Annotated in this window: 17 protein-coding genes and 1 pseudogene; 7 read left to right on the top strand and 11 right to left on the bottom strand. The window is 63.8% G+C overall.

Going from position 1 to position 19,754, the window contains the following annotated elements; genetic code table 11:
- Positions 1-151: 151 nt before the first annotated feature.
- From QJT82_RS06230 to QJT82_RS06210, 5 genes and pseudogenes are all read right to left on the bottom strand, one after another.
- A pseudogene (locus tag QJT82_RS06230) lies at positions 152-406 on the bottom strand (ATP-binding cassette domain-containing protein); the annotation flags it as partial.
- 36 nt (positions 407-442) lie between these two features.
- The gene (locus QJT82_RS06225) at positions 443-1,792 is read right to left on the bottom strand and encodes a carbohydrate porin (RefSeq protein WP_028338432.1); all 1,350 of its coding nucleotides are present in this window, start codon (positions 1,790-1,792) and stop codon (positions 443-445) included.
- A 307-nt stretch (positions 1,793-2,099) separates the two neighbouring features.
- Complete coding sequence (locus QJT82_RS06220; RefSeq protein WP_028338433.1) at positions 2,100-3,158, bottom strand: ABC transporter permease; 1,059 nt, start codon at positions 3,156-3,158, stop codon at positions 2,100-2,102.
- The gene (locus QJT82_RS06215; RefSeq protein ID WP_028338434.1) at positions 3,155-4,681 is read right to left on the bottom strand and encodes a sugar ABC transporter ATP-binding protein; all 1,527 of its coding nucleotides are present in this window, start codon (positions 4,679-4,681) and stop codon (positions 3,155-3,157) included. Before QJT82_RS06215 ends, QJT82_RS06220 begins: the two co-directional genes overlap by 4 nt.
- A gap of 64 nt (positions 4,682-4,745) precedes the next feature.
- The gene (locus tag QJT82_RS06210; RefSeq protein ID WP_051447694.1) at positions 4,746-5,711 is read right to left on the bottom strand and encodes a sugar-binding protein; all 966 of its coding nucleotides are present in this window, start codon (positions 5,709-5,711) and stop codon (positions 4,746-4,748) included.
- A 241-nt stretch (positions 5,712-5,952) separates the two neighbouring features.
- On the opposite strand from QJT82_RS06210, the gene QJT82_RS06205 reads away from it, so the two are divergent.
- Positions 5,953-7,218, top strand: a complete 1,266-nt coding sequence (locus QJT82_RS06205; RefSeq protein WP_028338436.1) for an ROK family protein — start codon at positions 5,953-5,955, stop codon at positions 7,216-7,218.
- Between the two features lie 81 nt (positions 7,219-7,299).
- The gene (locus tag QJT82_RS06200) at positions 7,300-8,058 is read left to right on the top strand and encodes an SDR family oxidoreductase (RefSeq protein ID WP_028338437.1); all 759 of its coding nucleotides are present in this window, start codon (positions 7,300-7,302) and stop codon (positions 8,056-8,058) included.
- On the opposite strand, the gene QJT82_RS06195 is transcribed toward QJT82_RS06200, so the two are convergent.
- The 3 genes from QJT82_RS06195 to QJT82_RS06185 form a co-directional block, all read right to left on the bottom strand.
- A complete protein-coding gene (locus QJT82_RS06195) occupies positions 8,055-8,876 on the bottom strand; it encodes a MetQ/NlpA family ABC transporter substrate-binding protein (protein WP_028338438.1) in 822 nt (273 codons plus the stop codon). The genes QJT82_RS06200 and QJT82_RS06195 overlap by 4 nt on opposite strands.
- 86 nt (positions 8,877-8,962) lie before the next feature.
- On the bottom strand, positions 8,963-10,303 hold the full coding sequence (locus tag QJT82_RS06190; protein WP_028338439.1) for an LLM class flavin-dependent oxidoreductase: 1,341 nt from the start codon (positions 10,301-10,303) through the stop codon (positions 8,963-8,965).
- A 27-nt stretch (positions 10,304-10,330) separates the two neighbouring features.
- On the bottom strand, positions 10,331-11,155 hold the full coding sequence (locus QJT82_RS06185) for a methyltransferase domain-containing protein (protein WP_028338440.1): 825 nt from the start codon (positions 11,153-11,155) through the stop codon (positions 10,331-10,333).
- Positions 11,156-11,543: 388 nt separating this feature from the next.
- Here QJT82_RS06185 and QJT82_RS06180 point away from each other — a divergent pair, with 388 nt between their 5' ends.
- From QJT82_RS06180 to QJT82_RS06160, 5 genes are all read left to right on the top strand, one after another.
- The gene (locus tag QJT82_RS06180; RefSeq protein WP_028338441.1) at positions 11,544-12,980 is read left to right on the top strand and encodes an FAD-dependent oxidoreductase; all 1,437 of its coding nucleotides are present in this window, start codon (positions 11,544-11,546) and stop codon (positions 12,978-12,980) included.
- Between the two features lie 97 nt (positions 12,981-13,077).
- Positions 13,078-14,007, top strand: a complete 930-nt coding sequence (locus QJT82_RS06175) for a TauD/TfdA family dioxygenase (RefSeq protein WP_028338442.1) — start codon at positions 13,078-13,080, stop codon at positions 14,005-14,007.
- A 25-nt stretch (positions 14,008-14,032) separates the two neighbouring features.
- The gene (locus tag QJT82_RS06170) at positions 14,033-15,088 is read left to right on the top strand and encodes an ABC transporter substrate-binding protein (protein ID WP_028338443.1); all 1,056 of its coding nucleotides are present in this window, start codon (positions 14,033-14,035) and stop codon (positions 15,086-15,088) included.
- Positions 15,085-15,951 carry an ABC transporter ATP-binding protein gene (locus QJT82_RS06165; RefSeq protein ID WP_028338444.1) on the top strand — a complete coding sequence of 289 codons (867 nt, stop codon included), beginning with the start codon at positions 15,085-15,087 and terminating at the stop codon, positions 15,949-15,951. Before QJT82_RS06170 ends, QJT82_RS06165 begins: the two co-directional genes overlap by 4 nt.
- Positions 15,944-16,813: an ABC transporter permease gene (locus QJT82_RS06160; RefSeq protein WP_028338445.1), complete on the top strand. Its 870-nt coding sequence runs from the start codon at positions 15,944-15,946 to the stop codon at positions 16,811-16,813. Before QJT82_RS06165 ends, QJT82_RS06160 begins: the two co-directional genes overlap by 8 nt.
- Before the next feature lie 9 nt (positions 16,814-16,822).
- On the opposite strand, the gene epsC is transcribed toward QJT82_RS06160, so the two are convergent.
- The 3 genes from epsC to QJT82_RS06145 form a co-directional block, all read right to left on the bottom strand.
- Complete coding sequence (gene epsC, locus QJT82_RS06155; protein ID WP_028338446.1) at positions 16,823-17,776, bottom strand: serine O-acetyltransferase EpsC; 954 nt, start codon at positions 17,774-17,776, stop codon at positions 16,823-16,825.
- A 19-nt stretch (positions 17,777-17,795) separates the two neighbouring features.
- A complete protein-coding gene (locus QJT82_RS06150) occupies positions 17,796-18,368 on the bottom strand; it encodes a flavin reductase family protein (protein WP_028338447.1) in 573 nt (190 codons plus the stop codon).
- A gap of 137 nt (positions 18,369-18,505) precedes the next feature.
- Complete coding sequence (locus QJT82_RS06145; RefSeq protein WP_028338448.1) at positions 18,506-19,735, bottom strand: acyl-CoA dehydrogenase family protein; 1,230 nt, start codon at positions 19,733-19,735, stop codon at positions 18,506-18,508.
- Positions 19,736-19,754 lie beyond the last annotated feature (19 nt).

Genomic DNA, 19,754 nt, shown 5'->3' with positions numbered 1-19,754 from the left:
CGGCGCCATTGAAGATGGCCGCCGAGATCCGCTCAGCGGGATACCGATGTCGGTCGGCCGCGAGCACAGGTCCGGATCCATGCCGTTCCGCTCGGGCTGCCTGCGCGCTTATTTCGGCATCGCCGCGACGTTGTCCTTCGTCACAACGTCGAGACCGGGCATCGATCGGACGGGCGAAATGAACCGCTTTGCCGTCAAAGCGGATCTCGCCGTGACTTGGCGGAAAGTTGCCGGCAATGATCTTGACGAGAGTCGACTTGCCGGCGCCGTTGTTGCCCATCAGGCCGACCACCTCGCCGGGCGACACGCGGAGGTCGACGCCATGCAACGCGCGAATGGCGCCGAACTCCTTGCCGATGCCCTTCAACTCCAGGACTGCTAGCCCGGCGTCTTGAGGGGTTACCATGGTTGGCTTCGCTCAGGCATGCTGGCCGCCTCCGGCTCAGAAGTGCACCAGCGTGCGCAGACCGAGAATCCAGGCGTTGTCGGTCTTCACGCCGGCGGCATTGTACCCGCGCCCGCCAGGATGCATCACATACTGGGCGTCGAACTTCAGGTTCATCCAGCCCGTCGCCTGCCACCCGTACCAGGCTTCGATCGGAACTTCGTTTCCTCCGGCGTTGGGCGTGAGCGCAGCCGTATTGACATGGGTCGTGCCGACCGCAAAGCCGACTTCGTCCTCGGGGCGCGAGGCGAACGTTCCGGTGTGCCTGAAGCCGAAGGCGATCTGGTAATCCTGGTACGACGTGCGGTGGTCGGCGACGGTCGTATTGAGGAAGGTGTACCAGCCCTGCGCCTTGGGACCTTCAACCGTCAGCCGCTGCAGGATCGATTCATAGACGCCATAACGACCGCGCGAATCTCCGAGATTCTGGTCCGAGACACCGCCGGTGCCCGGCGAGATCGCAATGATCCCCGGCAGGCCGCCATCAATTGTCGATGCGCTGTCATACCAGCCGCCAAATCTCCAGGTCCCGTTCAACGGACCGCTCGGCGCCCAGACGACCTCGACCGGCACCAGCACGCCTGAGGCCGGGCTCGAGCCAGGGACACCGGGCAAGAAGTAAGTCGCGGAGTCCGATGTTGTCAGGTAGTTCGGATTGGCGTCGTAGACGCCGACCGAGAGCTGCCATTCCTTGGCGAAGTTGTAGTGCACCACACCGGCCCATTGGCTCACCGGCCAGTTGTAGATGTAGCCGCCCTGGATGTTGCCCGGCTGGCCGCCGCAGAAGGTCAGGTTGATGAACTCGCAGAGACCAAAGAAGAAGTCGGAGCCGACCGGAAGACGGCCGCCCTTGAGCTCAAGGCGATCATCGAACAGCTTCTGCGAATAATAGAGTTCTGTCAGGCGGAGAATACTGCCGCGGCCGAACACTTCGTTGGTCAGTTGCAGAGCCGGAATTCCCGCCTCGTCATTCAGGTTGCGGCCGAAGCGGTCGACCAGCGTGAGGCCGACCGTGCCGCCCTGGATGCCGGCAAGCTTCGCCATATCGAACTTGGCTTGAAAGAACAGCTGTCCGGCTTGGGTCGCGGTGTTCCTGTTGCCGCCCGACAAGTTGCCTACGGCTTCGTCGCCCAGCGTCAGGGCCAGCGAGATACCTCGCTCCTTTAGCTGCGTCCTGCCGAGATCGCCGAACAGATATGGCCTTGTCCAGAAATCATCGGTCTCCGTGTAAGGCACCGGCGGCGCCTTCGTCATGAGATCGGCCGCATGCGCGCCGCCGCTGAACAGAGATAACAACGCGATCCCCACGCCGCACGCCCGCGCGGTGTTTACAGACCTAAGTGACATTTTCTGCACTCCCAGCGTCCCCGGCTTTGTCTATTTTTGTGCCACGTTCCCGCCCAAAGCCCTTCAGCGTGAAACGTGGTAGTTTCAAAACATCTGTTCATCAACCAGAGATAGAGTCCGCGCGCACGCCAAAGCTCTTCAAGACGGCGGCGAGGGTCTGCCTGCGGCTCAGCTGGGCCAGCCCACGCCAGTTTGGATACGAGCGCCGTGAGCTTGATCGATCTTGCGCATCGAACTCCTCCCCTCGTTCCTCTACTCAAATCACCGCGACCATATTCCCGGTCCGGGTGCTTCCTTTTTCAAGTTGTCATGCCTGATCGCCCGTCGTCGGCAACGCAGTCGCGCGATGCGGAGCTGCGCCTTGCAGAATTGTACCTTCCTTCGATCTTGGCGCCGTGCGGGCGAGGCCAGCCAGCGCGGCCTTGCGCCGTCGACGGGCCTGCAATTGCTGATCCGCCAGCACGCCGATCAGGATCACGGTTCCCATCACCGCGAAGTTCAGCGAATTGGGAATGCCCAGGATGTTCACGAGGTTCTGCAGCACCTGCAGCAACGCGGTCCCCAGCACGATACCGAGAATGGAGCCCTCGCCGCCGCGCAGGCTGCAGCCACCGAGGACGGCCGCCGCAATCGCATAGAGTTCGTAGAAGTTGCCGAACGAACTCGGAGAGACCGAGTTGGTGTAGAAGACGAACATCACGGTCGAGACGCCGGCGAGCCCGCCGCTGATGACATAGGCGGTGGCGATCACGAGGTTGGTGTTGATGCCGGAGAAGCGCGCCGCTTCCTCGTTCTTGCCCACGGCATAAAGCCAGCGCCCGTAGACCGAGCGGTGCAGTAGCACGCCGAGGATCAGCGCAAGGATGATCAGGAAGATGAAGGTGTTCGGGATGCCCGCAATATTACCGGAGGCGATGCCGCTCAGCGTGCTTGCCTCGTCACCGTAGCCGAAGCCGCGCGTCGAATCGCTGGTGTAGTAGCGCGCGGCGCCGCGATAGATCAGCAACCCGCACAGCGTCACGATGAAGGGCTGCATTTTCAGACGCGTGATCAGGAAGCCCTGGATGCCGCCCAGCGCAAGCCCGCCCATCAGGACCAGCAGCAGCGCCAAAGGCCAGGGCACCTGATACGTCGTCAGCAGGTCGATAAAGATGACGCCAAGCAGCGCGAACATCGAGCCGAGCGAAAGATCGATTCCTCCGGTGATGATGACGAGGCCTTCACCCAGCGCAAACACACCGAACAGTCCGATCAGATTGGCCATGTTCAGCAGGTTCACGAACGACAGGAAGGCCGGATTGATCGCGCCCGTGATGGCGGAGATCACCGCCAGCAGCAAGAACAAGCCGAGTTCCTTCTTCATCATGGCGCAGCGGTCTCCATGGTTTCGAGCGCTTGGCCGACCGCCAGCCTCAACACGTTGTATTCGCTGAACTGGTCGCGCTCGAGCACGCCGCTGACACTGCCTTCATGCATCACCGCCACCCGGTCGGAGACGCCGATCACTTCCTCCATGTCCGAGGAGATCATCACGATCGCGACGCCCTGGTCGGCGAGGCTGCGCATCAGCGCGTAGATCTCGCTCTTGGCGCCGACATCGATGCCGCGGGTCGGCTCGTCGAAGAACATCACGCGCGGCTGCATGGAGAGCCACTTGCCCAGCACCACCTTTTGCTGGTTGCCGCCGGACAGCGTCACGGCCTCGATGTCGATGCTCGGCGCCTTGATGGACAGCCGCCTGGCCTGGTCTTTGGCGATTCTGCGCTCGGCCGCGCCGTTGACCAGCCACATCCGCGCATGATCCAGCAGGCTCGCGAGCGTCACGTTCTCCCTGATCGGCAGTTCCAGCACCAGGCCGGATTTCTTGCGATCCTCCGGCACCAGGTAGATTCCTTGCCTGATCGCATCACGCGGCGAGGCGACGCCGACCGGGGCGTTGTCGATCCTGATCTCGCCACCGAGCAGCGGATCAACGCCGAACACCGCACGAGCAAGGGAGGTGCGGCCGGCGCCGACGAGCCCGGCGAGGCCGAGGATCTCGCCGCGCCGCACCGACAGATCGATCGGCCGGTCGGGAAAGGCCGTGGTCACGACGCCTGCGATATCGCAGCCGCCGGGCTGCGGCGCGCATGCCGGCGGCGTATACAGCGCCTTCAGGTCGCGGCCGATCATCAGCCGGATCATGGCGGCGTGGCTGAGCTCGTCGCGCGCCAATTCCCCCACGGTGCGTCCGTCGCGCAAGACCACGACGCGATCGGCGCAGCTCATGATCTCGCCCAGCCGGTGAGAGATGTAGATCACCGAGATGCCGTGCGCCTTCAGGTCGGCGATCACCTCGAGCAGCCGCTCGGTCTCCGAAATCGTCAGGCTGGAGGTCGGCTCGTCCATGATGATGACGCGGGCGTCGATCGAGAGCGCCTTGGCGATCTCCACCATCTGGCGCTCCGCGATCGACAAATTCTCGACCAGCGTTCCCGGCGTGAAATCGGCGCCCAGTCGTTCCAGCAGCGGCATCACGCGGGCATGCATCTGCGCATTGTCAACCAGCTTCAGCGGGCCGCCGGCCAGCTTCTCGCGCCCGATGAAGACATTGGCGGCGACATCGAGATTCTCGAACAGGTTCAGCTCCTGGTGCACGAAGGCGATGCCGCATCGCGTCGCCTCGGTCACCGTCATCCGGGGGTGCTCGGTGCTGTCGATGCGGATCACGCCGGCGCTCGGCGCAATCACGCCGGCGAGCACGCGCATCAGCGTCGATTTGCCGGCGCCGTTCTCGCCGATCAGGCCCAGCACCTCGCCGCGATTGACGCGCAAATTGACGTCGTCGAGCGCCCTGACGCCGGGATAGGTCTTGCTGATTCCGCTGAGCTCCAGTAGCGTTTCCGCCATTCGGCATGTCCTCCTGCACAACGCCCGGCGGCCTGTGGCGGCCGGGCGTTGAAGCCGACTGAAGTTACTTCTTGAGCAGTTCCTTCAGATGTGCGGCGAACTCCGCGACGTTGGTTTTGCTGATCACCTTGGTCGGCACGATCAGCTTGCTGTCCTTCGGAATCCAGGACTTGTCGCCGTTCAGCGTCTTGATGATGTTGGTGGCGGAGAGATAGCCGAACTCGTAGGGCTGCTGCACGACCGTGGATTCGATCGTGCCGTCGGAAATCCCGCGCAGCGTCCGCTGATCCTCGTCGAAGCCGACGATCTTCACCTTGCCGGCCTTGCCTGCGGCCTTCACCGCGTCATAGATCAGCGGCGTCTCGTAGCTCCACAGGCCGGACAGCAGCGCGATGTCGGGATATTTGACGAGCACGTTCTCCATGTTCGCCTTGGCCTTGGCGAAGTCCACCTGGTCGGTGAACACGTCGACCAGGTCGACCTTGGTGCCGGCGATCGCTTCCTTGATGCCCTGCACCCGCTCGCGGGCGTTGTCGGCGTCCATCGTTCCGACGAACAGCGCGATCTTGCCGCCGTTCGGCAGCGCCTTCTTGATCTCCTCGCCGGCCTGCCGCCCTGCCGCGACGTTGTCGGTGCCGATATAGGCGAGGCGATTGCTCTGCGGCGCGTCGCTGTCCGTGGTGATCAGCACGGTCTTGGCCGCAACCTTGTTGAGCTCTTCGGTTGCATGCGGTGCATCGTCGACCGAGATCGAGATACCAGCGACGCCGCGCACCAGCAGATCGTCCAGTTCGCGCCGCTGGCCGGCCGCCGTCCCTTCATTGGTGACGATCAATTCGATATTGTAGTCCGGGTGCTCCTTCTGCGCCTTCTCAAGCCCACGGCCCGCGATGGTCCAGAAGTCGGCCGCGACATTGGTCACCAGCGCGATGGTCTTTTTCTGCTGTGCCTGTGCTACCCCCGTCGCCATCGCGAGCGCGGCAGCGCCCGCCAAGAGCGGCACGATCAATTCTCTCGTTGAGATCTTCATATGCACCTCCCTGTCGACACCCCCGGTGAGGGGATTTCACGCCCGGCGCTTTTCACGCCTTATTTTATTCACGTAACTAATAAATTAGCGCGACAAAATGTCCAGTCAAGGATGTTCATGCCGGCGTCTTCAAGCATTAATAGTATGATGATGATGCATTTCAGCCTCTATCCGCGCTTTTCGGCCCATATCTGAGTAGCCCGCGTTGAATAATTTCATCAAGAGAATTAAAAAAGCCAATATGAACGAGCAGTCCGAGCCGTTGAGACGTGCTTCGAGCCTGGCCCGCGGATCGAACCCCGGCCGTCTCGTCGAGGTCTTGCGACGCCAAGGGCCGTTGCCGCGGGTCGAGCTCGCACGCAGCACGGGCCTGAGCTTCCCGGCCATTTCGGCGATCACGTCGAAGCTGATGGCGGAAGACCTGCTGTGCGAAGCCGAGACAGATGCGGCGACGCTGTGGCCCGACGATGCCGACGAAGAGGATGCGGATGGCGGCCGTCGCCGCGGCCGGCCGGCAGTCCTGCTGACCCTGAATCCCGAGTTTGGCCGCATCATCGCCGTCTCGCTGCGCATGAATCTGGTCGAGACACTGATCGCCGATTTCAGCGGCTCCGCCCTGGCGCAATCGCGACTTGAACTCGCGACGCGCGCGCTCGATGCAGGCGCATTATGCGATCTCGTGATCGCACAGATCGACGCCATGCTTGAGGCGACCGCCACGCCACGACATCGGTTGCTCGGAATCGGGATAGCGCTGCAGGGCATCGTCGACGGCGACACCGGCCGGCATCTGTGGAGCCCGGCGCTGTCGATCACCGACGTCGATCTCGCCAAGCCGATTCGCCAGGCGTTCGGTGTCGAGGTCGTGATGGCAAACGACGCGGTCGCGGTCGCGCTGTCCCTCGCAGCCGCCGAACCGGCACTGGCGCAGGGCCTCACGGCCACGATTATGGTGGGCCACGGCGTCGGCATGGGCATCATTGTCGACGGTGAAGCGCGCTGGGGGGCGGGCGCGGGCAGTGAGATCGGTCATGTCAAGTTGGCGCTGAACGGCCCGCAATGCCGCTGCGGTCAGCGCGGCTGCATCGAGGCCCATCTTGCCGACTATGCGCTTTACCGCGATGCCCGCACCTTTCTCGACCTGCCGCCGGCGGCGTCGCAGCAACCGTCCGAGGCGCAGATGGCTCTGCTGCGCGATCGGGCACGGAGCGGCGATTCCCGCCTCAAGCACTTGTTCCAGCAGGCGGGCCACGCGCTTGCCGAGGCGGTCGCCACGACGATATCGGTGCTGCGCCCGCATCACGTCATCCTCGCAGGTCCCGGCCTGCAGGCATTTGACATGATGCGCAGTGCTTATGAAGGTCGGCTCAACCAGGCGGTGCTGCCGTGGCTGCTCAAGTCCACGGCGATATATGTGCGTCCAAGCGAGTCGGCGACCATCGTCGACGGCATGGTGCGGCGGACGCTGCGGGTCGTCGACCGCAGCCTCATGGAGACGACCGAGTGAACCTCGGGATTTGTGGCCCTTTTGCTTGAGCCGCAGCAACGCAACCGACGCCCTTCAGGCGCCAAAATCGAGAGGATGCCAATGCAGGGCGCCATCTATCCAAGTCTCAAGGACCGGACCGTGTTGGTCACTGGCGGCGGTTCCGGCATTGGCGAGGCGATCGTCCGCCAGTTCATCGACCAGGGCGCGCGGGTTGGCTTCATCGACATCAACCTGACGGCCTCGGAGCAGCTGCTGTCCGATCTCGGGGCACAAGCCCGCGTGCACTTCGAACATGCCGATCTGCGCGACATCGGCGCGCTGCGGCGCGCAGTCGCCGGCATCCGCGAGGCGCTCGGGCCGGTCACCATCCTGGTCAACAATGCGGCCCGCGACGACCGTCACGCGATCGAGGACGTCACACCGGAATTCTGGGACGAGCGGATCGCCGTCAATCTGAAGCACCAGTTCTTCAGCGCCCAGGCGGTCGCGCCGGACATGAAGCAGGCAGGGGGCGGTTCGATCGTCAACATCGGCTCGGTGAGCTGGGTGATCGGCCAGGGCAACATGCCCTGCTACACAACGGCCAAATCAGCCGTTCAGGGCCTCACCCGGGCGCTGGCCCGCGATCTCGGGCCGCACAACATACGGGTCAATTCCATCCTGCCCGGATGGATCATGACCCAGCGGCAGCAGGATCTGTGGTTGACGCCTGAAGGCGTCGCCGAGTTGATGCAGCGCCAATGCCTCAAGCGCAAACTCGTGCCTGATGACATCGCCCGCGTCGTGCTGTTCTTCGCCGCCGATGACAGCGGCGCCTGCACCAACCAGAGCCATATCGTTGATGGTGGTTGGGTCTAGCGCTTCAGGTAATCCGGCAGGGTAAACCCGTCATAGAACCGGTCGGACAGGATCGCGGTCTTGAACGTCTGTGATTTGTAGCCGGCGACGATGTCCTGCGCCCACGGTGAGCCCGCATTGGCCTGCTTCACCGCGACCACATTGATATAGGGCGTCGTCATCCTCTCCAGGGCGAATGCGTTGGTCAGCTTCAGGCCGCTGTAGATTGCGAAGTTGCCCTGGATGGCGGCGAAATCAACGTCGTCGAGCGCGCGCGGCGCCTGTGCTGCTTCCAGCGGCACAATCTTGATGCCGCCGGGGTTCTTGATCACGTCGAGTTCGCTGACATCGACCGGCTTGGAGTCGCGAATCTCGACGAGACCGAGATCGCGCAGGATCCAGAGCGCGCGCTGCAGATTGACGGGATCGTTGGGCACGGCCACGGTCGAGCCGGGCTTGATGGGGGAGCCGACCGGGTGCTTCTTCGAGTAAAGCCCCATCGGGGGCGTCGGGACGTGGACGATGCCGACGAGGTCGGTCTGCTGCCGCTCGTTGTACGAGTTCAGGAAGATCGTGTGCTGCATGACATTGGCGTCAATCTCGCCCTTGAACACCGCGTTGTTGGCTTCCAGCCCGGTCGAGAACTCGACATAGCGGATACGGTAGCCCTTCTTCTCGAGTTCGGGCGCGACGCCAACCTTGAATTCGTCGATATAGGGGCCCGGCACGAAGCCGACTTTCAGATCGGATTTTGCTGATGTCTCCGCGTGCAGGGCGGCGCCGGTAAGAGCACCGAGAATGAGCAGGGTCGAAAGCAACAGGACACGCGCAGTGGTCATTGAATTCTCAAATCCTTGGACTGTGGGCAAACAGCGATTCGGCCGACGCGAGGTCGGCGATTTCGAGCACGTCAGGCGATCAGCGATCAGGCGATCGCCTTGATCGATCCGGAAAACAGGCTTTGCGGCCGGCTCAGTCCGTAATGGTCGCGCAGCGTCGTGCCGCCGTACTCATCGCGGAACAGGCCGCGCTTGCGCAGGATTGGCACGACCTGCTCGGCGAAGATATCGAACCCGCCGGGTAGCCAGGGCGGCATCACGTTGAAGCCGTCGGCCGCGCCGTTCTCGAACCAGGTCTGGATGTTGTCGGCGATTTTTTCCGGCGGGCCCGCGATCACCCAGTGGCCGCGCGCCCCGGCGAGACGCTGCACGAGCTGGCGGATGGTCGGCTGCTCGCGATCGACGATGTCGACCACGAGCTTGAAGCGGCTGGCGACCCCGCGGGCGCTACCGGTGTCGATCAGATGGCGAGGGAAGGGACCGTCGAGGTCGAAGCCGGAGAGGTCGAGCCCGATCATCTGGCGAAGCTGGGTCAAGGAGTATTCCGGCTGGATCAACTCGTTGAACTCGTCCTGCAACCGGTCGGCTTCGGCCTGCGTGCTGGCAATGAACGGGCTGATGCCCGGCAGGATCTTGACCTGATCGGGGCTGCGGTCGAAGGCGCGTGCCTGCCGCTTGATGTCCGCGTAAAACTCCTGGGCGCTCGCCAGCGTCTGATGCGCGGTGAAAATCGCTTCGGCAAAGCGCGCGGCAAAGGCGCGTCCGTCATCGGACGAGCCCGCCTGGACATAGACCGGCCGTCCCTGCGGCGTCCGCGAGATGTTGAGCGGGCCGCGCACCCGAAAGTGCTTTCCGACGTGATCGATCGGATGGATCTTTCCCGTATCGGCGAAAATGCCGGATGCGGGATCGTTCACCACCGCGTCGTCTTCCCAGCTGTCCCACAGCCGCGTGATGACATCGAGATATTCCCGCGCCCGCTCGTAGCGTTCGTGGTGAGGCGGATGCTCGGGCAAGCCAAAGTTCTGCGCCGCCTGCGCCGTGCTGGTCGTGACGATGTTCCAACCGGCCCGGCCGCCGCTGAGGTGATCCAGCGACGCGAACAGGCGGGCCAGGTTGTAGGGCTCGGTGTAGGTCGTCGACGCGGTCGCGATCAGGCCGATCCGTTTCGTGGCGACGGCGATTGCGGCCAGCCAGGTGATCGGCTCGAACCGGAATCGTTGTGCGTAGCGAACATTGTCGGCCAGCGCGGGGCCGTCGGCGAAGAAGATCGCGTCGAATTTCTGGGCCTCGGCGCGCTGCGCCAGCTCCTGATAGTAGGTAACGTCAAGGATGCGATCCGCCGCAGAGCCCTTGTAGCGCCATGCCGCCTCGTGATGGCCGCCGGGATAGATAAAGAGGTTGAGGGAAAGCTGTCGTTTGCTCATCTCGGATCTCGTGAGTTCTGCCGATCGTTATTGGTGGGACGGCGCCTTGTGCGCAAACGCGAAGCGCAGGTAGCGCTCCAGCTTCAAACCTTCGGGCGTGCGTTTTTCTTCGACAAGGCGCGCGAAGGTGCGTCGCACCAGGTCGCGCTCGTGAGGGGTGAACGCTTCGAGGAAATTGCCGAATGCGCTCGCTTCCGACCACTGCAGCAGCGATGCGGCATCGTCGTGGATATCGATCAGCGCGCGCAATTCGCTACGGTAGCCGACGAAGCCGTGTGCCGCGAACAGCGATTTGAGCTCCTCGTCGGTCGATCCGAGCACCGGGTTGGAGTCCTGGCGATCGCCGGCAAGACCCGCCTCGACGATGGCGCGACGAAGCAGCAGGCGCGACTGGTGCGGCCTGGACGGATCCTGCACATTCAATCCGAGGCGGCCGCCGGGCTTGAGCACGCGCCGGATCTCCCGCAGCGCGCGATCCTTGTCGGAGATCCAATGGAAGACGCTGTTGAGATAGACCGCGTCGAACTGGGCGTCGTCGAAGTCCGACAGATCTTCGGCGCGCCCGGCGGCGAACTGGAGGTTATTCCCCTGTCGAAGGCGCGCAATTTCGATGCGGCCGGCAAGCGGGTCGATACCGATCACGCGGCCGTCCGGGCCGACCAGTCCGGCCACGAATTCCGCAAGCCTGCCGGTTCCCGTCCCGATGTCGAGCACGTGCTCGCCGGACTTGATGGCGAGCGGCCCGATCAGGAACTTGCCGTGGCGAAATTGAACGAGTCCCGCTTCATCATAGGAGCGGGCGAGCTCCGGAGTATCGTGTTCAAGGCTGATGTCGCCAACAGTTTGCGGCATTTCGAGAGACCCATCGTTGCTCGCCGCGCGTCGACGTCAGGCGCGTGCGTTGCGGCAGACTCTATGTCGACGGCGATGAAATGAATTTGCATTGTTGCGCGGCAAGCGAGCATGAACGTGACGAGTTCGTCGTTCACCGGAGATGAGTGCGATCGCGCCGATCCGGGCGGTGCATGATTTGGGAGGTTTTCCCAATCGATCGCGCCGATCCCGCACGTCGCAATGCACATGAGACGATCGGTCAGGCGGCGATCATCGCAAATATTTCAATGCCCGCGTTGTTCACGACGCGAACATTGCCTGCTATCGAAAACAAAGCTGGTTTCGTTTCATTGACTGAATGTCGATCGCTTTTACGATTTGCAACGTCAAAGCGAGGTGGTCATTCATGCCGCAATCCGATCCTGACAGCGTCGCCCGCGAGGCCCTCCGGCTGATCGGGGCCGACCCGCAGAACTGGGTGCCTGATCGCGACGGGATCGATCACAACGTCGTCGTGGTCGGCGGTGGCCAGTCCGGCGCGGCCTTCGCGTTTGCGTTTCGGCGCGCCGGGATCGGCAAGGTTTCGGTGATCGATGCCGCCGCCGACGCCAGCAAGGCCGGCGTGTGGTTGACGAGCGCGCGAATGCACAAGCTCCGTACCCCGAAGACGCTTCCAGGTCCGGAGCTCGGTCTGCCCGGTCTTGGTTTCCAGGCATGGTATGAAGCGCGCCATGGCGCGGCGGCCTTCGACGCGCTCGATCGGATTCCGCGGCTCGACTGGGCGGCCTATCTCGACTGGTATCGCCGCGTGACTGGCGCCGGCATTCGTTACGGCACGCGGCTGCTCCACATCGAGCCCGCAGCCGATCATCTGCGGTTACATCTGGAGCGGAGCGGGGTCACGACCATCGAGACCACGCGCAAGCTGGTGCTCGCAACCGGTTTTGCGGGTAGCGGGGGCGCTTATGTCCCTGATGCGCTGCGGGCCCTGCCGAAGCGATTCCATGCGCATACATCGGAGAAGATCGATTTCAGGCCGCTGCGTGGTCTCTCCGTTGCGGTGGTCGGGAGTGCTGCGTCGGCCTTCGATGCGGCGGCCGCGGCCCTTGAGGCCGGAGCGCGTGACGTTCATCTGTTTGCGCGCCGGGAGACCTTGGCCGCGTTGCCGGTCATTCGGATCCGCGGCTACCCGGGAGCCTATGACAATTATGGCAGCTTGCCTGATGCGGTGCGCTGGCATCAGGCGATTCGGTTCAGGCAGGCTGGGTCGACGCCGCCGCCGGATGCGATCTCGCGCGCGGTCGCCTTTCCCAATTTTCATCTGCATCTGGGCGCGCCGTGGACCTCGGCGCAATTGAAGGGGGTACGGCCGGTCGCCATCACTCCGCAGGGCGAGTTCGCGTTCGATTTCGCGATTACCGGGACCGGCTATTCCGTCGATCTTGGCGCGCAGTCCGAGCTCGGCGATTTCGTCGACGAAATTCTGCTGTGGCGAGATCGCTTCGTGCCGCCTGACGGCGAAAAGGACGATGGCTTGGCGGCCTATCCTTATCTCGGGTCCGGGCACGAGTATCTGGAGAAAGTTCCGGGCCGCGCGCCGTATCTGAAGGACATTCACGTCTTCAACCCGGCGGCATTTGTCAGCTTCGGCCTGCCGATCGGCGACGTTCCAAGCTTCAAGCGCGACATTCCGGGGATCACCGCCAGGATCAGCCGCGATCTGTTCCTGGCCGACCTTGCATCTCACGAGGCGCGCATCAACGGAGAGATCGCGGAGAATTTCACCGCCGAGCTCTATGCGCCGGCTGTCTGGCGGCCGCCGCAGCCCGTCGCGGCGGAATAGCGAGGATCACGACCACATCATTCATCTCCGCCGTCGTTTCCGCGACCGGCGCATGGCGGAGCCTTGTCCAGGGGATCGCGGCGACGAGACCAACATCATGAGCAACACGACCACCATCGACAACGTCATTCCGCGCGCCGACATCGTCAAGCGTGCTGCCCGGCTTGGTGCCGAGATCAAGAATGTGAAGCTGTCGGGTGACCTTCCCGACGCGGTCATCCGTGCCATCAACCAGGTGCTGCTCGAGCACAAGGTGATCTTCTTTCGCGACCAGGGGCACCTCGACGACGGCGAGCAGGAGCGCTTCGCGGTCAGGCTCGGCAAACTGGTGCCGCATCCGACCATCGGCCCGAGCAAGGGCACGTCGTCGATCCTCGAGCTGGATTCGGGGCGTGGTGGCGGCCGCGCGGACCAATGGCATACCGACGTCACGTTCGTCGATGCCTATCCGAAGATCTCGGTGCTGCGCGGCGTGGTGATTCCGCCCTATGGCGGTGACACCGTCTGGTCGAACACGGCGGCGGCCTATCTCGATCTGCCGGCACCGTTGCGCAAGCTCGCCGACGAGCTCTGGGCGGTTCACAGCAATGCCTATGATTACGCGGTGAAGTCTCGCGCCACCGACGCCGACAGAAAGCATTTCGACGAGGTATTCACCGGGACGATCTATGAGACCGAGCATCCGGTCGTGCGCGTCCATCCCGAAACGGGCGAGCACACCCTGGTGCTCGGCAATTTCGTCCAGCGCTTTGTCGGCCTGCCGAAATATGACGGCCAGAAGCTGTTCGATCTGTTCCAGTCTCACATCACGGCTCCCGAGAACACCGTGCGCTGGAGCTGGCGGGCAGGAGACGTCGCGATCTGGGACAATCGCGCGACCCAGCATTACGCAGTCAATGACTACGGCGAGCAGCATCGCGTGGTGCGCCGCGCCACCATCGATGGCGAGGTTCCGGTCAGCGTCGACGGCCGCCACAGCGTGACGCGGATCAAATCGCCGAAGCCGCAGTCGGCGAAGGCAGCCTGAGCATGTCGCCTATTGGAGCAACACGATGAATGCCATCATTCGAATTCTGCGCGCGCGGCGAGCCGCCGCGCGCCGGGCGGTGCGATTGCTGCTGGCCGGCGCCTTTGCGTCGGGTCTGATCGCTCCGGCCTTCGCCGAGCCTCCGCTCGAGAAGACCGAGATCCGCTATCAAGGCTGGGCCGGGCAGGTGACGTTCACCGAGCTCGCCGAGGACCTCGGCTACCTCGCGCCCCTGAAGCTCAAATGGGTCGGCAACACCATCAGCGGACCGCAGGACATCCAGACCGTCGTCACCGGCGACATCGACGTCGGCGGCGCATTCTATGGCGCGATTATCAAGCTGATCGCGGCCAAGGCGCCGATCAAGGCGGTGGTCGGCTACTACGGTTCCGACGCAAACACCTATTACGGCTACTATGTGAAGGACGACAGTCCGATCAAGACGGCCCGCGACCTGATCGGCAAGAAGGTCGCGGTCAATACGCTTGGCGCCCATCTGGAGTTCGTGCTGCGTGAGTATCTGGCGCGGAACGGCCTTGGCGCCGGCGAGGCCAAGCAGGTGACATTGGTGGCGGTCCCACCCGTCACCGGCGAGCAGGCGCTGCGGCAAGGGCAGGTCGAGGTGAGCGCGCTCAGCGGCGTGTTGCGCGACAAGGCGCTGGAGCGTGGCGGAATCCGTTCGCTCTTCAACGATACCGATCTGTTCGGACAATTCACCGGCGGTGCCTATGTGCTGCGGGAGAAGTTCATCAAGGACAATCCGAACACCGCCCGCAAGCTGGTTGAGGGTATCTCGCGAGCCATTCAGTGGGCGCAGACGACGCCGCCCGATGAAGTGCGGGCCCGCTTCGACCGGATCATCACGGAGCGCAAGCGCAACGAGGATGCCTCCTCAATCAAGTACTGGAAGAGCACCGGCGTCGCGTCCAAGGGCGGCGTGATCTCGGATGCCGAGCTGCAGGTCTGGATCGACTGGCTGGTCAAGGACGGCCTGCTCAAGCCGGGCCAGATCAAGGCTTCGGACACCTACACCAACGAGTTCAACTATTTCCGTCCCGGAAGGACGGCGGAGGCGCGATGACGTCGGTCAAGATCAGCTTTGACAAGGTCCGCAAGGAGTTCGTCACCCGAGGCGAGGGAGGCCGGCCGGCGGGCCGCTTCACCGCGCTCGAGGACATCACGTTCGACGTCCGCGCCGGCGAATTCCTGGCCCTGGTCGGTCCAAGCGGTTGCGGCAAGTCGACATTGCTCGATCTGCTCGGCGGGCTTGCGAGGCCGACCAGCGGCCGCATCCTGCTCGACGGCCGGCCGATCGTCGGGCCCGGACGCGACCGCGGCGTCGTCTTCCAGCAGTATGCGCTGTTTCCATGGCGCACCGCCGCGCAGAATGTCGAGTTCGGGCTCGACATTGCCGGCCTCAAGCCGAAGCAGCGCGGAGAGATTGCGCGGCACTTTCTCGACCTGGTCGGGCTGTCCGGTTTTGCTGACCGTTATCCGCATGAGCTCTCCGGCGGCATGAAGCAGCGCGTCGCGATCGCGCGCAGCCTTGCCTATGATCCGGAGGTGCTGCTGATGGACGAGCCGTTCGCCGCGCTCGATGCCCAGACGCGCGAAACGCTGCAAGGCGAGTTGCTGCGGATCTGGCGTGCCACCGGCAAGACCATCATCTTCATCACTCATGGCATCGACGAGGCCGTTGTGCTCGGTCAGCGCGTGGCGGTCATGACGTCGCGTCCGGGCCGGATCAAACAGATTGTCGACATCCCCGCGGCCTTGCGCAGCGAAGCCGAGGATGTGCGCTCGTTGTCGGAATTCGGTCGCGTGCGCCATGAGATCTGGAGCCTGCTCCGCGAGGAAGTGCAGAAGGCGCAGCAGGGGCAATCGGCGGGCAGGGTCAGCGCAGGCCGTGCCGACCGTGAAGTAAAGGAAGTCGCTCATGTCTAGCCTGGAGATGCTGACATTGCTGGAGCTCGCGCATGGGCGGCGAGACGAGCATACGCCGGCGGTGCGGTCACCGCTGGTGAGCGCGGTCCGCGCCGCGACCCGCGGTCTGGCAGCTTTCGGGCGCCGTTCCCTGCTGCTGATCGCCCTTCTGGCGATCTGGGAGGCCACGCCCAGGCTCGGCTTGATCGACGCGGTGTTCCTGCCGCCCTTCTCTGACGTCATCGCCGCAGGCTGGCAGCTCGCGCAAACCGGCGAGCTCTATGACGACGCCTCCGCGAGCCTGCTCCGCGCCCTGAGCGGGTTTCTGGTGTCAGTCGTACTGTTCGTCCCGCTCGGGCTGGCCGTCGGCTGGTACACAAGGCTCGGCGATCTGCTGAACCAGTTCATCGAGATTTGCCGCAATACCGCGCCGCTCGCGCTGTTGCCGGTGTTCATCCTGCTGCTCGGCATCGGTGAGCTCTCGAAGGTCACGATGGTGGTCTATAGCTGCGCCTGGCCGCTCCTGCTCAACACCATCGCCGCGGTGAAGCAGGTCGATCCGCTCTTGATCAAGTCGGCGCGGACCATGGGCGCGACCCCGCAGCAGCTGTTCCGCAAGGTGATCCTGCCGGCGGCGCTGCCGACGATCTTTGTCGGCATTCGCCTCGCCAGTGCGTCAGCCATGCTGGTGCTGGTCGCATCCGAGATGGTCGGCGCCAAGGCCGGTCTCGGCTATCTCATCATCAACAGCCAGTACAGCTTCCTGATCCCGCAGATGTATTTCGGCATAACCGGGATCACCGTGATCGGGCTGGCATTCAATGCCGTCCTGGAGGCGTTGGAACGGCGCTTGATGCGATGGAAGGCACAGGTCGCGGCGTGAGGCCGTGGTTCAGGCGCCGCTCGGACTGTTTCGTGCGGTGGCCTGCGCCACAATGCTGTTCGGCGGCACGTCCTTGGTCAGCCAGACGTTGCCGCCGATGGTCGACCCGCGGCCGATCGTGATCCGGCCGAGTATGGTTGCGCCGGCGTAGATCACGACGTCATCCTCGACGATCGGATGGCGGGCGTCGCCCTTGATCACATGGCCCTCGTCGTCGGTCGGGAAATGCCGCGCGCCGAGCGTGACGGCCTGATAGACCCGGACATTGTTGCCGATGATGGCGGTTTCGCCGATCACGACGCCGGTTCCGTGATCGATGAAGAATCCGGAACCGATCCGAGCGCCCGGATGGATATCGATGCCGGTCCTTGTGTGGGCGATCTCTGACATCAGGCGCGCCACCAGCCGCGCGCCGATCTGGTAGAGCAGATGCGCAAGGCGATGGTGGATGATGGCGGTCATCCCGGGATAGCCGATCAGGATCTCGGGAAAATTCCGCGCCGCCGGGTCTCCAACGAATGCCGCCCGCAGATCGTTGATCAGAAGTCCGCGGACCGACGGCAGTTGGGTGGCGAATGCGCGTGTCAGCTCGATCGCCTCTTCGTGCGCAAAGCCCGGCTCCAGCTCGTCGCCAACGAACAGCGCGCCGCGATGGATCTGCGCGCTGAGCGAATCCAATGCTATGCTCAGCGTATTGCCGACGAAATAGTCGATGTTCTCGCCGTCGAGGTCCGATTGGCCGTAGTGGCGCGGAAACAGCGCCTCGGTGAGGCCATCCAGGATCGCCTCCAGCACGTCGCGCGAGGGCGCACGGCGGGCCTCGCCGTCTTGCCGGATGCTGTGGGTCTCCTCCCGCGACGTGCGCAACTCGGCCACGATCCGGTCGAGCTGCCAGCGGCCTGGTGGTCTGCTGACCGCACCGGCCGTTGACGGAGGCGATGCTGGCGGCAATTCGCGTTTCATGCTGCGCCCTTTCTCTGTTCTAACGGACATGCGCCAGAGGAATGCTGACTTCGGCCAATAGGTCGAGATCGGCTTCGTGATCGATCTGGACATACTGTCCATTCCAGTAAGTGAGGCCGGACAGCCGATGCGACAATTCCATGCTGGCGAGGCGGCCCACGATGATGCCATGGGAATGCCGCTCGATGATCTCCTCGACCTGGCATTCGATCATCGCAAGCGACCGCTGCAGCAACGGCACGCCCGAGGCTCCATGGGTCCAGTCGGTGCCCTCGAAGCGTTCCCTGCCTTTCAGCCGGCCATTGCTGAAGCGCTCGGCCAGGGCCTGCTGGTCGGAGCCGAGGATGTTGACGCCGAACAGCCGATGGCGCGCGATCGGTGCGAAGGACGATGCCTGCCGGTTGATGCTGACCAGCAACCGGGGTGGGCTGGCGCTGAGCGACGTCAGCGAGGTCACCGTCATGCCGGTGATGTCCTCACCCTGTCCTGCGGTGATGATGCAAACGCCGCCCGGGAGGCGGCGCATGACAAGGCGAAATTGACGCTCGACCTCGTGGTCGGCGTCGACAAGATGAATATCCGGCCTGCTCATCGGGATTCTCCCTTGCATTGCCTCGCCGGATTGGACCTCGCCAGAGCGTTTTCGAGCGAAGTGATACCGGTTCGCGTGAAGAAAACGCATCAAAACAACAAGCCAGAGCTTCGTTCCGATTCGATCGGAGCGGGGCTCTAGAAGAAGCCCTTGGCGGGTAGCGGCGTGCCGCTGATCTCGTATTGTCCGATCGAGCGCGCCTTGAAGGTGTTTGGATTGTGCGACGCCAGCGTGCGCGCGTTGCGCCAGTGGCGGTCGAAATTGGTCGCCTTCTTGGTGGCCGATGCACCGCCGACGTCGAACAGCAGGCTGCCGCTCCGGATCGCGAATTCGTCCGCAACGATCTTGGCCTTGGCCGACAGCAGCGCCGCCCTGTGCGCGGCATCGACGGCGTTTTCGTCGCCTGCATCGAAAGCGTCGGTGGCGGCATCGAGCGCCTCCGCGGCCGCAAGTACCACGGTCTCGGCGGCGAACGCGCCGCTGGCGATCTGGCCGACGGTCTGTTGCAGCAGCGGGTCGTCCGCCGGAACCTCGCTCGGCGCGTAATAGAACGTTCGCTTGCGGGTCCGCACCAGGGCGCTGGCGTCGCGCAGCACGGCGCGCGCGATGCCGGCATTGATCGCGGTCAGGAAGAGCTGGGCAAATGTGTTGGAGTAGGGAATGCCATAGCCGGTGTCCGGTGCATCGAACACGACCTCCTGGCGCTTGACGCGCACGCTGCGGAAGTGAGTGGTGCCGGTCGCCGTCAATCGTTGCCCGAGGCCGTCCCAGTCATCGATGAGCTCAATGCCTTCGCGGTTGACCGGAATCAGCACGGCGGCATTGGTGGCGGATGCGTCGGCGGTGCGAACGAGGACGTAGTCCGAATACAGCGTGCCGGTGCTGTAGTACTTCGTGCCGTTGAGCAAATAGTCGTCGCCGTCGGCAGTGAGTGTCGTGTTCGGCGTGACGTTGCCGACCTTCGGCGTGTCGAGTTCGGTCGCCGCAAGCCCGATGATCGCGCCGTCGGCGACTGCCTTCTGCCACTGCCTGTGCTGATCGTCCTTCGGCCGGCGCACCAGGCGTTCGACGACGCTGAAATGGTTGCGCAGGATATGCGCGACATTGGCGTCGGCCTCGCCGAGACCGATGACGATCTCGAACAATGCGCGAATCGACAGACCCGCGCCGCCGGATTCGGTCGGAAGCCGCAACGCGCCGAGGCGGGCCTTGCGAATGAGATCGACTTGCGCGAACGGCAGGACGCGCTCGCGTTCGCGGTCGGCGGCGCCTTCCGCGATGCGGCCAAGCAGCGCGTCGATATCGGGCGCGTGGCTGCGGAGGCGGTCGGAAGGCTCCAGCGAGGTAGCGGATAAAGGCTTGTTCATTGGTGTCACTCGAAGCGCG

This window comes from Bradyrhizobium sp. Mp19 (assembly GCF_029952935.1).
GTDB lineage: Bacteria > Pseudomonadota > Alphaproteobacteria > Rhizobiales > Xanthobacteraceae > Bradyrhizobium > Bradyrhizobium elkanii.
Note: the sequence above shows the minus strand (reverse complement) of the source record. Positions and strands in the feature narration are given on the sequence as shown.